The organism is Actinomadura citrea, assembly GCF_013409045.1.
Lineage (GTDB): Bacteria > Actinomycetota > Actinomycetes > Streptosporangiales > Streptosporangiaceae > Spirillospora > Spirillospora citrea.
This window is the reverse complement of record NZ_JACCBT010000001.1, coordinates 685,434-700,934: the sequence shown is the minus strand read 5'-3', so window position 1 is coordinate 700,934 and position 15,501 is coordinate 685,434. Positions and strand designations below refer to the sequence as shown.

The 15,501-nt window shown below is 71.9% G+C and carries 14 protein-coding genes; 1 reads left to right on the top strand and 13 read right to left on the bottom strand.

Going from position 1 to position 15,501, the window contains the following annotated elements; genetic code table 11:
- Positions 1-7: 7 nt before the first annotated feature.
- Genes BJ999_RS03500 through BJ999_RS03480 form a run of 5 tightly spaced genes read right to left on the bottom strand, consistent with a single transcriptional unit; the run spans position 8 to position 4,950 of the window.
- The gene (locus BJ999_RS03500) at positions 8-1,051 is read right to left on the bottom strand and encodes an MCE family protein (RefSeq protein WP_179831928.1); all 1,044 of its coding nucleotides are present in this window, start codon (positions 1,049-1,051) and stop codon (positions 8-10) included.
- Positions 1,048-2,088 carry an MCE family protein gene (locus tag BJ999_RS03495; RefSeq protein WP_179831927.1) on the bottom strand — a complete coding sequence of 347 codons (1,041 nt, stop codon included), beginning with the start codon at positions 2,086-2,088 and terminating at the stop codon, positions 1,048-1,050. The genes BJ999_RS03500 and BJ999_RS03495 overlap by 4 nt, the downstream gene beginning before the upstream one ends.
- Positions 2,085-3,341, bottom strand: a complete 1,257-nt coding sequence (locus BJ999_RS03490; protein WP_179831926.1) for an MCE family protein — start codon at positions 3,339-3,341, stop codon at positions 2,085-2,087. The genes BJ999_RS03495 and BJ999_RS03490 overlap by 4 nt, the downstream gene beginning before the upstream one ends.
- A complete protein-coding gene (locus BJ999_RS03485) occupies positions 3,338-4,165 on the bottom strand; it encodes an MlaE family ABC transporter permease (protein ID WP_179831925.1) in 828 nt (275 codons plus the stop codon). The genes BJ999_RS03490 and BJ999_RS03485 overlap by 4 nt, the downstream gene beginning before the upstream one ends.
- Positions 4,166-4,167: 2 nt before the next feature.
- Entirely contained in the window at positions 4,168-4,950 is a 783-nt protein-coding gene (locus BJ999_RS03480; protein WP_179831924.1) for an MlaE family ABC transporter permease, read from the bottom strand.
- A 78-nt stretch (positions 4,951-5,028) separates the two neighbouring features.
- Between BJ999_RS03480 and BJ999_RS03475 the strand changes: the two genes are divergently transcribed.
- Complete coding sequence (locus BJ999_RS03475; protein ID WP_179831923.1) at positions 5,029-5,382, top strand: hypothetical protein; 354 nt, start codon at positions 5,029-5,031, stop codon at positions 5,380-5,382.
- A gap of 43 nt (positions 5,383-5,425) precedes the next feature.
- Here the strand turns inward: BJ999_RS03475 and BJ999_RS03470 are convergent, their stop codons facing one another.
- The 8 genes from BJ999_RS03470 to sigJ all read right to left on the bottom strand — a co-directional run bounded on the left by BJ999_RS03470 (position 5,426) and on the right by sigJ (position 15,404).
- Positions 5,426-5,944, bottom strand: coding sequence for a hypothetical protein (locus BJ999_RS03470; RefSeq protein WP_179831922.1), 519 nt, complete (start codon positions 5,942-5,944; stop codon positions 5,426-5,428).
- A gap of 45 nt (positions 5,945-5,989) precedes the next feature.
- On the bottom strand, positions 5,990-7,213 hold the full coding sequence (locus BJ999_RS03465) for a lipase family protein (protein ID WP_179831921.1): 1,224 nt from the start codon (positions 7,211-7,213) through the stop codon (positions 5,990-5,992).
- Positions 7,214-7,221: 8 nt separating this feature from the next.
- Positions 7,222-8,364, bottom strand: a complete 1,143-nt coding sequence (locus BJ999_RS03460) for a DUF6801 domain-containing protein (RefSeq protein ID WP_179831920.1) — start codon at positions 8,362-8,364, stop codon at positions 7,222-7,224.
- 124 nt (positions 8,365-8,488) lie between these two features.
- Positions 8,489-9,844: a DUF6801 domain-containing protein gene (locus tag BJ999_RS03455; protein ID WP_179831919.1), complete on the bottom strand. Its 1,356-nt coding sequence runs from the start codon at positions 9,842-9,844 to the stop codon at positions 8,489-8,491.
- Positions 9,845-10,099: 255 nt separating this feature from the next.
- On the bottom strand, positions 10,100-11,113 hold the full coding sequence (locus BJ999_RS03450; protein ID WP_179831918.1) for a cupin-like domain-containing protein: 1,014 nt from the start codon (positions 11,111-11,113) through the stop codon (positions 10,100-10,102).
- Positions 11,114-11,198: 85 nt separating this feature from the next.
- Positions 11,199-12,578, bottom strand: a complete 1,380-nt coding sequence (locus BJ999_RS03445) for a DUF6801 domain-containing protein (protein WP_179831917.1) — start codon at positions 12,576-12,578, stop codon at positions 11,199-11,201.
- Positions 12,579-12,628: 50 nt separating this feature from the next.
- A complete protein-coding gene (locus BJ999_RS03440; RefSeq protein WP_179831916.1) occupies positions 12,629-14,224 on the bottom strand; it encodes a dolichyl-phosphate-mannose--protein mannosyltransferase in 1,596 nt (531 codons plus the stop codon).
- A 241-nt stretch (positions 14,225-14,465) separates the two neighbouring features.
- Complete coding sequence (gene sigJ, locus BJ999_RS03435; RefSeq protein WP_179831915.1) at positions 14,466-15,404, bottom strand: RNA polymerase sigma factor SigJ; 939 nt, start codon at positions 15,402-15,404, stop codon at positions 14,466-14,468.
- Positions 15,405-15,501 lie beyond the last annotated feature (97 nt).

Here is a 15,501-nt window from a genome sequence, read left to right as displayed (position 1 = left end):
CGCAGCATCAGCCGCCCCCCTTCTTCGGCGGCATGCACCCTTTGTCCGGAGCCTTCGCTCCGTACTCCTTCGGGACGAGCCCGCACAGGTAGCCGTCCATCCAGCGCCCGTTGCCGAGCGTGTTGCCGAGCAGCCGCGTGTAGGGGCCGGCCGTCCTCAGCGCCCGGTCGAGGTCGTCCTGGTTCCTGCGCAGCAGGTCGGTGACGCGGCCGAGGGCGCGCAGCGTCGGGCCGAGCTGCCGCTGGTTGTCCTCGACGAGCCCGACGAGCTGCCGCGACAGCGCCTGCGTGCCGGTGAGCAGCGCGTGGATCGCCTCGCGGCGGCGCCGGATCTCGCCGAGCAGCAGGTTCCCGTCCCGCAGCAGCGCCTCGACGTTCGCGCTCTGGCCCGCCATCGTCCCGGTGACCTGCCGCGAGTTGGCGAGCAGCCGCGCCAGCTCGGCGTCCCGCGACGAGATCGTCTTCGACAGCGCCGAGACGCCGTCCAGCGCCCCGCGCACGCTCGGCGCCGTCCCGGAGAACGTCGTGGAGATCGCGTCCAGGCCTGCGGCGAGCTTGGCCGAGTCGACCTGCCCGACCGTCCCGGCGAGGTCCTCGAACGCCTTCGTCACGTCGTAGGGGGAGGTCGTCCGGGCGAGGGGGATGCGGCGGCCCGGATCCTGCGGCCGGGCGCCGAGCGGGTCGACGGCGAGGAACTTGTCGCCGAGCAGCGTCTTGATCGCGATGGCGGCGGTGCTGGCGTCCCCGACCCAGGTGTCGCGCACCCGGAAGGCGACGGCGACCTTCGCGCCGTCCAGCCGGACCCCCGTGACCTCGCCGACCTTCACCCCGGCGACGCGGACCTCGTTGCCGGGACGCAGCCCGGCGGCCTCGCCGAACTCGGCCGTGTAGCGGGTGCCGCCGCCGATCACCGGCAGGTCCCTGGCGTTGAACGCCAGCAGGCCCAGCGCGATGATCAGCACGAGCGACACGACCGCGACCGCGACCGGGTTCCGCTCCCGGACGGGTCTCAGCCGGGGCCGCCGGCGGGCGGACGGGCGACTCTTCTTCATGCGCCGCACCTTTCGGCCGTGAGCGGGACACCGGTGGGCGGCGGATGCGCCTCGCCCGGGTACTGCCGGTAGGTGGCGCCGCTGAGGTCGGCCTCGCAGAGGTAGAGGTTCATCCACGACCCGTAGGAGGCGATGCGCCCGATCGCGGTCATCTTCACCGGCAGCAGCCGCAGGAACGACTCGACCTTCGGGGAGTCGTCCGACAGGTTCTCCGACAACCGCCCGAGCTGCGCGATGTCGCGCCTGAGCGGTTCGCGCCCGTCGCGCAGCAGGCCGGTGGTGGTGCTCGCGAGGTCGTCCAGCGCGCCGATCGCCTCGCCGATCGCGGCGCGGTCGGCGGCCAGCCCGGACACGAGCCGCCGCAGCGTCCCGATCAGGTCGCCGAGCTCGTCGCCACGCGAGTTGATCGTGTCGAGGACGGCGTTCAGGTTGTCGACGACCTGCCCGATGACCTGGTCCTTGTCGGCGATGCCGCGCGTCAGCGACCCGACGGTGGACAGCAGCCCCTCGACCGTCCCGCCCTCGCCCTGCAGCACCTGCACGATCGACCCGGCGAGCTGGTTCACGTCCCGCGGCGACAGCGCCTGGAACAGCGGCTGGAATCCGTTGAAGAGCTGCGTCAGGTTCAGCGCGGGCGCCGTCCGCTCGACCGGGATGGTGGCGCCGGGCCGCAGCGTCCCGCCGGTCCCGGCGCCGCGCCCGAGCTCGACGTACCGCTGCCCGATCAGGTTCAGATACTTGATCGTCGCGGTGGACGCGGCGGGCAGCCGGCGCCCGCGCTCGACGGAGAACGACACGAGCGCGACGCGGCGGTCCACGACCTCGATGCGGCCGACCCTGCCGACCTCGACGCCCGCGATCCGGACGCCGTCGCCCTCGCGCAGCCCGGACGCGTCGGTGAACCGCGCCCGGTAGGAGACGGTGTCGCCGCCGCCGGTCCGGGTGATGCTGAGCGCGAGCATCGCGGTCGCCACCACGGTCACCGCGACGAACACCAGCGACTTGACCAGCGGCTTCGCCAGCCCCCTCCGGTTCATTTCAGCCTCACCTCCGTGCCCCGGTAGACGGGCCCGACGAGGACGCTGCTCCAGTCCGGAAGCGCCTCCGGGACGTCCTGGAGCCCGGGGGCGAGCAGCTCGTTGACGAGGCGGTTCTCCTCGGGCGAGTTCGGCAGGCCGAGCGCGCCCGGCGCCACCGCGACGGGCGTGGCCGCATCCGCCGGGGCCGACCTCGGGACGGCGGTCCCGCCCACCGGGTAGCAGTGCGGGCCGCTCTTGTCGGTGTAGCGCGGACGGTCCTTGCCCGGGACGTAGCGCCCCTTGGACGGCAGCGTCCTGACGTTCACGTGCAGTCCGGGCCGGCCGGTGCCCTTGCCGAGCACCTTGTCCATCACCGGGACGAAGTCGGTCAGCATCCGAAGCGTGCACGGGTACTCGGGCGAGTACTCGCTCAGCAGTTCGAGCGTCGGACGGCTCGCGGCCGAGAGGCGGATGACGTTGGCGGAGTTCTCGTGCAGGAAGTCGGCCAGGTCCTGGGAGGCGTCCGTCACCGACGCGTACAGCCGCGCGAGGTCGTTCCTCTGCTCGACCAGCGACCGGCTCGTGTAGCCGAAGTCGTGGAGGGCCTGGAGGATGTCGGGCGCGGCCTCGGTGTAGTCGCGGCTCACCTCGACGAGCAGCCTGATGTCGCGGTTGAGGGCGGGCAGGCTCGGGTTGATCTTCTTGAGGTAGGCGTCCAGCTCGACCATCGTCCGCCCGAGGTCGGCGCCCCGCCCGTCCAGGGCCTGGGACACGGCGGTGAGCGTCGCCGCCAGCTCCGCCGGCCGGACGGCCGTGAGCAGCGGGTACAGGTGGTCCATCACCTGCTGGAGCTCGATCGCGTTCGCCGACCGGTCCTGGCTGATGACGCTGCCGGCGGTGAGCCGCTCGGGGGACGGCCGCGCGGGCGGGACGAGCGCGACGAACCGCGCCCCGAACAGCGTCGTCGGCAGGAGCTGCGCCGACACGTTGCGCGGCAGCAGCCTCACCTTGTCCGGCCGGATCGCGAGCCTCAGCGTGGCGACGCCGCCGTCCGAGGAGACCTCGCGGACCTCGCCGACGACGACGCCGCGCAGCTTCACGTCGGCGTGCGGGCGCATCTCGCTGCCCGCGCTCGCCGTCCGCAGCGTCACCCAGGCGACGCCCGTGAACTTCTTGCCGTAGACGGCGATCGACAGCCAGACCAGCAGGACCGGCACGAGCAGGAACGCCACCCCCGCGAGCCGCCGGCCCAGGGTCCCGCGGGCGTTCACCCGGCCACCTTCACCGTCGTGTTGGTGCCCCAGAGCGCGAGGCTGAAGAAGAAGTCGCTGACGCTGATCAGGACGATGGACGTGCGGACCGCGCGGCCGACGGCCCGCCCCACCCCGGCCGGTCCCCCGGCCGCGCGGTAGCCGTAGTAGCAGTGCGACAGGATCACCAGGACGCTGAATACCAGCACCTTGAAGAACGACAGGACGACGTCCACCGGCGACAGGAACAGCCCGAAGTAGTGGTCGTAGGTGCCCGCCGACTGCCCGTTGACCAGGACCGTGACCTCCCGGGACGCCAGGTAGGCGCACAGCAGCCCGATCGCGTACAGCGGGAGGATCGCGACGGCGCCCGCGACGATCCGGGTCGTCACCAGGTACGGCAGCGACGGGATGCCCATGACCTCCAGGGCGTCCACCTCGTCGCTGATGCGCATGGCGCCGAGCTGTGCGGTGAACCCCGCGCCGACCGTCGCCGACAGCGCCAGGCCCGACACCACCGGGGCGATCTCGCGGGTGTTGATGTAGGCGGAGGCGAACCCGGTGAACGCCGAGGTCCCGATCTGCTGGAGGGCCGAGTAGCCCTGCATGCCGACGACGACGCCGGTCGCGAGGGTCATCGCGACCATCACGCCGATCGTCCCGCCGATCACTCCGAGGCCGCCGCTGCCGAACGCGACCTCCGAGAGCAGCCGCTGCACCTCCTTGCGGTAGCGGTGGACGGCGCGCGGCGTCCACAGCAGCGCCCGGACGTAGAAGACGCCCTGGTCGCCGGGCTGGTCCAGCCACGCGAACCACCCGGCCGGTCCCGCTCTCAGTGCGGCCATGCTCAGCCTCCCTTCGGCGGGACGACCTGGAGGTAGATCCCGGTGATCACGAGGTTGAGCAGGAACAGGAGCAGGAACGTGATGACGACCGACTGGTTCACCACGTCTCCGACGCCCTTCGGGCCGCCCTTCGGGTTCAGGCCCCGGTAGGCGGCGACGATTCCGGCGACGAAGCCGAACAGCAGCGCCTTCGCCTCACCGACGTAGAGGTCGGGGAGCTGGGCGAGGGCGGAGAAGCTCGCGACGTACGCGCCGGGCGTCCCGCCCTGCATCATGACGTTGAAGTAGTAGCCGCCCGCGACGCCGACGACCGAGACCAGGCCGTTCAGCAGGAACGCCACGGCGACGCAGGCGAGGACGCGCGGGACGACGAGCCGCTGGACGGGCGAGACGCCGAGCACCTCCATCGCGTCCAGCTCTTCGCGGATCGTCCGGGCGCCGATGTCCGCGCAGATCGTCGAGCCCGCCACCCCCGACACCAGCAGCGCCACGATCATCGGGCTGGCCTGCTGGATCACCACCAGGACGCTGGCGGCGCCGGTGAACGACTGCGCGCCGAACTGCTGGGTGAGGGAGCCGACCTGCAGCGACGTCACCGCGCCGAACGGGATCGACACGAGCGCGGTCGGCAGGATCGTGACGCTGGCGATGAACCAGAACTGCTCGACGAACTCGCGGACCTGGAAGGGCCGCCGGAACGCCATGCCGAACACGGTGGCGCCGAGCGCGAACATGCGGCCGGCCTCGCGCAGCGCGCTCAGCGGATACGTGGCCAGGGGCGGCATGCGCACCTCCTTGCTGCTCTCCCGGTCCCCTCGGGTGGGCCGATATCGTCGAGGCCCCATCCCGCTGGAGGGACCCCTGTGAACCGACTTCATCTGGCGGCTCTGCTGCTCGTCCCGGCGCTGGCCCTCACCGCGTGCGGGGGCGACGGTGGGAAACCGAGACCGTCGGCCCCGGCACGGGCCGAGGCCACGGACTCTCCCTCCGACGCCCCGGGCGCGGGCGACTCGGCCAGGGGCGGTTCGGCCAAAGCCCCGGCGGGGGTGCCGACGTCCGCGCCGCCGAAGGTCGTGAACGCGTTCGTCGCCTGCATGCGGAGGCAGGGCGTCAAGGTGCCGAAGGACACGACCGGCTGGCGGCCCGACCCCCAGGACGGCCGGACGCAGAAGGCGCTCATGGCCTGCATGAAGTCCGCCGGAGCACCCAGGTCCTGATGCGGCGCCACCTCGTGGCGCGGTGTCGTCGCGTGGCGCGGTGTCATCTCTTGCATGCCGGCGCCTTGGCGAACGCCGCGGCCAGCTGCGGGTTCGCCCGGAGGTCCTGCTCGGGTCCCTGGTAGCCGCTGTACTGCCCGAACGCCTTGCCCATCTGGTCGACGGCCCGTTGCAGCGACCGCTTGTCGGTCACCTTCGCGCGCTTGAGGTTCTTGGACGCGGTGGAGACGGTCGAGTGCGTCCGGGTGAGGTTGTTCATGGTGGTGGAGAACACGGCCTGGCCGTTGTCGACGGGCGGCGCGCCGAGCCCGGACAGGTTCGTCTCCAGCGTCCGCATCCGGTCGGAGATGCCGTCGAGGAGCCGGACGAGCGACGCCTTGGACTTCAGCACGCTCGCGCTGTCCAGCTTCGGCGCCTGCATCGGGGCGCTCTGGGTGAGGACGCCGCAGGCCCTGCCCGCCCAGGCGACCTCGGGGCCGTCCTTCTTCTCCGAGCCGCATCCGGCCGCGGACAGTGCGGCCGCCGCGGCCAGCGCCACAAGGGCGACGGATCGCCGAACCATGGTTGTCTCCTTCTCGGGGGTGGTGACCGCTTCAGCGGGTCGGGTTCAGCAGTTGGAGGTCGCGGGCTTCCCGGCGAAGCGGTCCGCGAGGAACGCCATCGCGTCCTCGTTGCCGCGGTAGACGAGGGTGATGTGGCCGACGCCGTCCCAGGTCTTCCACGTGACGGGGACGCCGAGCTTGCAGTAGTCGTCCCGGAGCTGCCTGGCCTGCCCGTACGCGACGATCTCGTCGGAGACCGAGTGGTACTGGAAGACGGGGACCTTCACGGGTTCGGCGCCGAGCTGGTTCTCCGCCACCCGGTTCAGCCACGCCTCGGTCGCGAACGGGCTGGTGGTGAAGTAGTCGGGGATCGTCCTGCCCTTGTAGTCGAGCAGCAGCTCCAGGGTGCAGGCGCCGCCCTCCAGGCCGTCGACCATGGCGCGGCCGGCGTCGTTGAGGTAGGACGCGAGGTCCAGCTCGGGGTAGGCGTGGTCCATGCCGACCATCGAGTAGAGGAGGAAGCCGAACGGGTCCCGGCCCTCCAGCGGCAGGCCCACGGCGGCGAGGTCGGACGGCACGCCGCCGCCGACGACGCCCGTGAGCTTCAGCTCCGGCGCGTACGCCGGCTGCTTCTGTCCCGCCCACATCGCGGCCGCGCCGCCCTGCGAGTAGCCGCGGAACGCGACCTGCGCGTCCTTCGAGAGGCCCGACTCGGGGAGCCGCTGCGCCGCGCGGACCGCGTCGATGACGGAGTGGCCCATGGAGTCGACCACGTAGGTGGTCGCCGGGTTCTCGTGGTAGCCCTCGTAGTCGGTGACGGCGACCGCGTAGCCCTTGCCGAGCATCGCGTTCAGCGCGGCCTGCTCGTAGAAGGCGCCCTGGTCGATGAACCTGGACGGCGCGCAGCGGAACGCCGGGCCGCTGGTGCCGGGGCCGAACCCGACGATCGGGGCCTTCGCCGCGTCCGCCTTCTTCGGCACGAGGACGATCCCCGTGACGGCGACGGGTGTGCCGAGCGCGTTGGTCGACAGGTACATGACCTGCCAGGCGTCGGCGAGCGAGCGCGCGGCCGGAGGGCCGGCCTTCGCGGGGCGCGCCCGGATGACGTCGCCCGGGGAGCCGGCCGGCAGCGGCGAGGGCGGGGTGTAGAAGGCGTCCCCGGCCGGGCCGGGGTCGGTCGCCGGGGCCGCCGACGCGGGCGCGGTGGACGCGGGGACGGCGCAGAGCGCGGCCAGCAGCGCGACGGCCAGGGCGAGGAGCGCCGTGCGCCGGGGGTGGTGGTTCGGCATCCCTGCTCCTAGCTCGTCTTCTTCTGGGTGCTCGGCTTCGGGGTGAGCGTCACGGTGATCGCGTTGCCGGGGCCGGCGAGGGAGGAGCCGAGCGCGCCGGTGAGCGCGCCGCAGCCGTCGATCGGCGGCAGCTCGTAGACGCCGGTCAGGACGCCGCCCGCCTTCGGGTCGAACCCGGCGGCGGAGGTCAGCGTGATGCCGGACGGCTGGGACGTCCGGCACGCGTCGCCGCCCCCGACCGGCAGGAAGCCGAACACCGTGAACGCGGGGAAGCGCGCGGTCATCCTGGAGGTGGTCGTGAGGACGCCGTCCTTGTACGTCCCGGTCGTCCCGCCTTCGGCGGCGAACGTGACGTCGGCCGTCACGGGCAGGAAGCCGAGCATCGAGAACCGTGCCTGGGACGGGTCGAGCGTGAGAGCGCCGGTGACCGCGCCGCCGTCGACCTTCGTGTCGAGGGCGCCGGTCAGCGGGAGCGTCCCGCCGGACGCCTTGATCGTGGAGGAGCCCCGGAGGGCGTAGGAGTACGGCGCGGCCCCCGGGCCGCCGTCCTCGTCCACGATCTGGAAGGAGGCGAGGACGCCGTCCTGCCCCGGGTCCTGCGTGCATTCGGACTCGAACGTGCCGAGCCCGGAGGCGCCGCCGTCGTCCGTCCGCGGGGTCAGGGTCAGGACGAGGTTCCCGACGGTGACCTTGCCGGGCCCGGCCTGCGTGAACGTCAGGTCGGGCGCCGTGCCGCGTCCCTTCACGGTGAAGCCGCCGGACGCGGGGATGGGCGTCCTGTCCAGCGCGGAGTCGACCTCGACGGGCAGGCCGTCCGGCATCTCGGGGACGGTCAGCGTCGCGTCGGCCAGCGCGTGGCCCTCCAGGGTCGTCGCGTACAGCGCCCGCAGGCCCCGCGCGGACCCGGCGCCCACCGTCGACACCGAGTCGACGACGATCCCCGGCATCACCTCGCCGATCGCGACCCGTTCGGGGACGTCCGCGCTGAGCTCCACGTGCACCGGTTGGGGCCCGAGGAGCGGGAACGTGCAGTGGTAGTCCAGCCCGAGGGTGGCCGGGCCCGCCGCGGCGGTGCCCGTGCCGGCGAGGCTCGACGCCAGCAGGGCGGCGGCCAGGGCCAGGGCGGCGCCCGTTCTCTTCGTCTTCGTCACCTGTCGACCTCGCCTCGTACGGGACGGGCCCCTCACCGCGCCTGAACTTCATCGCGCCTGCTGCGCGCCGCGTTCGCGGCGCGGCGGGGGCCCGCCTTGGTTGACCGTCAGCTCACCGCCGCCGTCACGCCTTGGGCGTGAGGGTCAGGTCGATGGTGTTGCCGTCACCGGCGGTGAAGAGGTTGAGGATGCCGGTCAGCGGCCCGCACTGGTCGATCGACGAGAGCGAGTACTGGCCGCTGATCTTGCCGCCGACGCCCGGGTCGAAGAACTCGCCCGCGGGCGACTGGAGCTGGATGTCGGACGGCTTGGTCGTCTGGCAGTTCTCACCGCCGCCGATCGGGATGGCGCCGAACGCGTTGAACGACGACATCTTGGTGATGACCTTGCTGTTGGTCGTCAGCTGGCCGTCCTTGTAGAGCCCGGTGGTCGGGCCCTGCGTGACGAGGCCGATGTCGGCGGTCACCGGCAGGAAGCCGAGGATCTGGAAGTTGCCCTTCGTCGGCTCCAGCCTCAGGTCCGCGGAGACGGCGCCGGTGTCCAGGTTCAGGTCGGCACCGACGGAGCCGGTCAGGGGCGCCTTGCCGTTCGGCGCCTTCACGAACGTCTCACCGGCGAGGGTGAAGTCGTAGTGCTCACCGCCGGTGGGGGTCGGAGTCGGGGTGGGAGTGGGAGTGGGGGTCGGGGTGGGAGTGGGGGTCGGGGTGGGAGTAGGCGTGGGGGTGGGGGTCGGAGTCGGGGTGGGGGTCGGCGTGGGGGTGGGGGTCGGAGTCGGGGTGGGGGTCGGCGTCGGAGTAGGCGTCGGAGTGGGGGTCGGAGTCGGGGTGGGCGTCGGGGTGGGGGTGCCGCCGTCGGTGATGGTGAAGTGGGCGAACGGCTCGTCCTGCCCCGGGTCCTTGGTGCAGACGACGTCCTTGCCGCCGGCCCAGACCTCGCTGCCGTCGGCCTTCTTCGGGTTGATGTGCTGCGTCAGCCCGACGATGGTGATCTTGCCCTCGCCGGTCTGGCTGAACACCAGCTGCGGCGCGTCGCCCTCGGCGACCAGGTCCCAGGTCGCCCCGGCCTGCTGCGGGATGTCGACCTTGTTGATGACGACGTCCGTCGCGACCGGCAGGTTCGGGTCCTCGGGCACCGACACGACCGAGTCGGCGGAGGCCGTGCCCTCCAGCGTGACGGCCTTCACCGCGCGCAGGCCGTTGGTGATGGCGCCGGTGATGTGCGCCGTCGACTTGATGTGGAACGGCGGCGACAGCTCCCCGACCTTGATGGTCGACGGGAAGTCGCTGTCGATGTCGACGGTGAGCGGCTGGTTGCCGATCAGCGGGAAGACGCAGTGGAAGTTCAGCGTCTGGTGGATCGGGTCCGCCAGGGCGGGGCCGACGCCGACGACGCCGAGCAGGGAGAGGCCGAGGCCCCCGATGGCCGCGGTCGCGAGGCCCTTGGCCGTGCGCCGCTTGCGCGTACCGAGCTTGTCGTCCAACTTTCTGCCTTTCGTCCGGAACCAGATTTCCCGTACGTTTCGAATCGGTAAATTACCGGCCGCCATCGGGCGAGTCTCCACGATCGACTGACAAAAACGAAGACGTTCACGCTCACCGTTCAACGGCTTTTCAAAAATGTTGTCCCGCGCGCATGATCCGACATTTCCTCGACTTTCTCAGGGCAGCATCCGATCACCGGACGACAGTATTTCTGCACTTTGTCATCCGGTGCTCGAATTACCGGTGCGGGCCGATCAGAGGTGCTGGTAGGTGGTGTAGTCGGAGGCGAAGTCGTTGTAGTGGAGGAAGTTGGTGAAGCTCATCGTGATCGTGGCGTCGAGGCCCTCGACGTAGTGCCACCACCCGATCGGGATGAACAGGAGCTCACCGGGGGCGAGCGTGCACTCCAGCACCTGCGCCCCGCGCATGGCGGGGAACCTCTCGTAGTCGACGTCGCTCCCGTCGACCTCCGAGTAGCAGTGCAGCGTGTTGTAGACGTGGGCGGTGTCGTGCATCGGCACCATCCGGACCTTCTTGCGGCCCATCACCTGCGCCATGAAGTTGTTGGTCAGGTCGTGGTGGTAGGGCGTCTTCGTGCCGGGCGGGCCGAGCCAGAAGAAACTGCGGCCCTTGGCCTCGTCGCCGTCGAGGTACTCGGAGATCGGGTCGACGTCGTCCCACAGGACGTCCAGTGCCCGCTGGTTGCGGGACGCGTTGTTGGCCGTCATGTAGAAGTCGTTGGTCGTCCCGGCCGCCTCGACCATGTCGACGTATTCGCGGAACGGCATCAGCCGCTTGTGCTTCGGCCCGTTGATCTCGTAGTTCTCGTCGGACTCGCGCCCGAACTGCACCTCGACCTCGTTGTCGCCGCACGTCTCCCGCAGATGGTCGAAGTCCCACTTCGTGAGCGCGGGCCACGACTTGAGCATCCCGGTGATGATGACCGGCCTGTTCTGGAAGTAGTACTCCTCGAAGAACTCGTCCCGGGAGAGGCGCTCCCGCCGGACGATCTCGCCCCCGCCCGCGCGCATCCGGGCGAGCCGCCCGTAGACGGTCAGCGTCCACTCGCGCTTGCGGAGCCGGTTGGCGACGCGGGTCGCGCCCAGCACGTACGGGCTCGCCAGCGCGCCGGCCACCTCGCGGGCGGCCTCCTCCTCTGTGAACCCGTTGCTCGTCAGCCCCGCGCGGATCGCTTCCGGCGGGTTGCCGAGCAGCAGGTTCTCGGCGATCCAGCGGCGCCACTGGTCCTTCGGTCGGGTGGTGGTCACGGCGTTCCCTCCGTGTTCGGTCAGCAGGCGTGTTCGGTCAGCAGGCGTGTTCGGTCAGCAGGCGTTCGGTCAGCGGGCTCGACGTTCAGCCCGCAGGGAGTGGGGCGGTGCGCGCGGGCGCGGGGACGACCGGCGGGCAGCTGATGTCGGCGTCCGGGATGCAGGTGGCGCCCAGGCTGACGCGCAGCAGGTTCCCGGGGCCGGAGACGGTCCCGTTGAAGAGCGGGCCGAGGTCCTCGCCGACGCCGCAGCCGGTGAAGCGCGGGATGCTGAACGAGCCGTCGAGCATCCCGCCCTCCAGGACGCTGGTCATCTCGCCCTTGAGGGCGATGTCGGCGTCGGTCGCGGTGCGGCAGTTCCCGCCGACGTTCAGCGGTGTGCCGTTGACGGAGACGTCCGAGATGCGGATCGACATCCGCATGTGGGCGTTGACGGACTGGATGCCCGTCTGCATGTCGCTGACGGCCTCGAACGTCCCGTAGTCCTCACCGGGCCTCAGGGGACGCTGCGTCATCTCCATCGTCGCGGTCGTCGGCATGAACCCGAAGGTCAGGAACGTCGACCGCGATCGCAGGGGCGAGACGAACCGCTGCCGGACGGAGGCACCGGTGTCGGTGAGCGAGTAGACGAGGTTGGTGAGGGCCGGGCGGCCGAACTCCGGATCGTTCAGGATCGCGGCGCCCTTGAGCTTGGTGACGTTGGAGAACCCGGACAGGTAGACGCATCCGGGGTACCAGTCGTCGGTCGGCCCGGTGAACTTCCCGCACTCGGCCGGGGTCCCGCCGGGCGCCTCGGCTGCGGCCCGCTTCCCCGTCTTCGGCGGCATGGGCTTCGGCGGCGCGGGCGCCGCCGGGGCCGTCCCGGCGGGTACGGGCACCGTGGCGAGGACGTGCTCCCCGGACGGCTCGCACCCGATGGTGATCGCCGGCTTCGCGTCCTCGGGGACGCCGCCGTGGGCGTCGCGGGAACTCAGCTCCAGCGCCAGGTCTCCGGCGGTGAACGTGAGGTCTCCGGTCCCTGCGGGCGTGACCGGCGGGACGTCCCCGGACGCGGCCAGTACCAGGTCGGCGCCGTCCGTGACCGGGGTGGCGGGCGTGGCGAGCCCCGGCCAGGTCGCCGGGGCGGCCTGGCCGTTCTGCCGCACGGAGACGCCGAGTTCCGCGGTGCCGACGACGGAGGCGCCCCCCGGCGCGCTCACCTCGGGCACCGCGGCCTCGGGGATCGTCACGCTCACCGTGACGTGCCCGGGCCGCACGGGCCGCCCGGCCGTCCCCGTCGCGGGGAACGTCCCCCGCACCCGGACGCCGACCTCCCGCGACGTCCCGGACGGCAGCCGGCACGCGTACGTCAGGGCGGCGTCGGCCTCCTGCGCCCGCGCCGCGCCGCCCGGCAGCGATCCGGTCACGAGCGCGCCCAGCCCGACGGCCGTCACGGCACCGAGTCTCCAGCGGGCCGGGGTCCTCATCGTCGATCACCTCTCCTGGAACTGCTGCGGATGTGCGGGCCGGCGAGAGGTCACGTCCAGCCGGGGAGCCACAGGCGCGCCTGCCAGCCCGCCTCCGGGACCGGCCGGCCTGTGAGGATCGGCAGGAGGTGGGCCAGGTTCACCGCGACGAGCGCGAGGTAGGCGGCCCCGGCGGCGCCGAGCAGCAGGCGCGGCACCGGGCGGTCCCGGTACGGGGCGGAGACGCCGTCGAAGAGCAGGACGATCGCGAGGATCGCGAACGGCAGCATCGGCAGCGCGTAGGTGGAGTACATCGTCCGGCCGGCGAGCGCGGCCGGGAACCAGGGCAGCCAGCTCGCGAGGTAGCCGCCCACGACCGCCACGGCCCGCCAGCTGCGCGCCGCGAACGCCCAGACCACCATGCCGAGCAGCGCGACGATGGAGAACCACCAGATGGCGGGCGTCCCCAGGTGGGAGATCTCGCTGACGCAGGTCGCGGCGCCGCAGCCGTCCCTCCCCCGCGGCACGGAAGTGCGCCACATGACGGCCGGATGCCCGAGGACGGGCCACTGCCACGGCCACGACCGGCCGGGATTCACCTGCGTCACACCGTTGTGGAAGTCCAGCGTCATCGCGTGGTAGTGCCACAGCGACCGGAGCGGATCCACGAACGACGGCCACAGGCCGCTCGGATGCGCCTCGGCCCAGCGCCGCTGGAAGCCTGGGACGTTCTGGCCGAAGAGGGCCTTCTGCAGGGACGTCCCCGAGACGAACCAGCCCCACCAACTGGCCAGGTAGACGATCCCGGCGACGACCCACACCTGGAGCAGCGACGGCAGGAGGTCGAGCCCGACCATGCCACGCCACGGCCGGGCGGCCCCGGCGTCCTTGCGCGCGTTCCCGTCCCAGATCAGCGCGAGCGCCCAGAAGAACACGAGCACGTAGGCGCCGGACCATTTCGTGGCACAGGCGAGGCCGAAGCAGACCCCGGCCACCAGGCGCCACCCGTGCCAGACGAACGGCCCGCCAAGCCTCCCGTGCTCAGAACGCGCGACGAGAGCGACGCGGGTCCGGTTCCGATCGGCGACGAGGCAGCCGAACCCGGCCAGCACCCACACGAGCAGGAAGATGTCGAGCATGGACGCGCGACTCGACACGAGCCACGAGCCGTCCAGCGCGAGCAGCAGCCCGGCCGCGCAGCCGAGAACCGTCGAGCCGGTCAGCCGCCGGGCGATGCGGGCCAGCAGCAGAACCGCCAGCACGCCCGCCACGCCGGCCGCGCACCGGAAGCCGAACGGGCCGGAGCCGAAGACCGCCATTCCGGCGGCGATGAGCCACTTCCCGAGCGGCGGGTGCGCGGCCCACTCGCCGCCGCCCGCGAGCCCCGCCACCGGATGCCCGGCGAGGAAGGAGGAGTCGGCGAGGCCGCCGCTCGGTCCGCGCCGCCAGTTGTGCTCGACCCCGTAGTGCAGGAACGCCCAGGCGTCCTTGGCGTAGTACGTCTCGTCCCAGACGAGGGCGTGCGGGGAGCCCAGCCGATGGAACACCAGGAAACCGGCGAAACCCGCGACGAGCAGCGGCCCGAGCCAGCCCCACGCGGACGCGCGCCGGCCGGCCGGCGCGTCGGTCGCGGACGCCGGTTCTTCCACCGCTACGGAGGCGGTCACCGTGCTCCCCCCTTCGCTACGGCGTGGACGGGGAGAAGAACCGTATTGAGCGGCGGACCACCGGATGAACCCAGTCCGCGACGAAGAAAAGGAGCCGTTTACTCACCTCTGTGAGTTTTCTAACGCCCCGCCTCGGGAACCCGAATGCCGTTATAGAAACCAGCGACAACATTCCCGAAAGCCGCTGTCCCGCAATGCGCAATTTCCGCACCACGAAAGCGGCCATGCCGCGACCGGCGCGTCAGCCCGCCGTCCAACGGCGGAGTTTCTCGGGGTTGCGCACCACCCAGATGTGCTGGATCCGGTCGCCTGCGACCTGGAACGCGAACACCGTCACGATGACGCCGTCCTGCTGAGCCACCAGGCCGGGCTGACCGTTGACCGTGCGTTCCAGGAACGTCATGTCGCCGGGCCTGCGCCGGGCGATCTCGATCCAGGCGCGCGCGATCTCCTCGCCGCCCTCGATGGGGCGCGGGAAGGTGACGGCGAGGCCGCCGCCGTCGGCGATCGCCGTGGCGTCGGGGTCGAGCAGGCGGATGAGGGCCTCGATGTCCTTGGCCTCCCATGCCCGCTTGAAGGCTCTGACGATGCCGGCGTGCCGGGCCGCCGGAGTCGCGGAAGGCTGCGAGGCGCGGACGCGGCGGCGGGCCGAGGAGGCCAGCTGGCGGCATGCCGCCGGGGTACGGCCGACGATCTCGGCCACCTCGGCGAAGGGGTGGCGGAAGACGTCGTGCAGGATGAAGGCGACGCGCTCGGCCGGGGTCATCGATTCGAGCACGACCAGGAAGGCCAGGCTGAGCGACTCGTCCAGGGTGACCCGGTCGGCCGGGTCGGCGGTCGCACCGCCCGGCCGCCCGCTGATCCATTCCGTGCGCCCGGGCAGCGGCTCGGGGATCCAGTCGCCCACGTAGGTCTCTCGCCGGGCACGGGCCGAGCCGAGCATGTTGAGGCAGATGCGGCCGGCGACCGTCGTCAGCCAGGCGCCGGGCGACTCGATGGCGTCCTGCCGCTGCGGGGACATGGCGTACCAGCGGGTGTACGTCTCCTGCACGGCGTCCTCGGCCTCGGCCAGGGAGCCGAGGAGCCGGTAGGCGAGACCGATCAGCCGGCGCCGCTCACTCATGAGCGCGTCCAGGCCCGGATCGGGCCGGCCGTGTCCTTGCCCGGGTCCGGTGGTCATGGCGCCGGCACCTCCCTCGGTCGAATCCGCCCGCACCAGACCGACAAGGCAGGGCCCCGGAATGTGAGGCCGGTGCGTCGCCTCACGATCCGGCGGC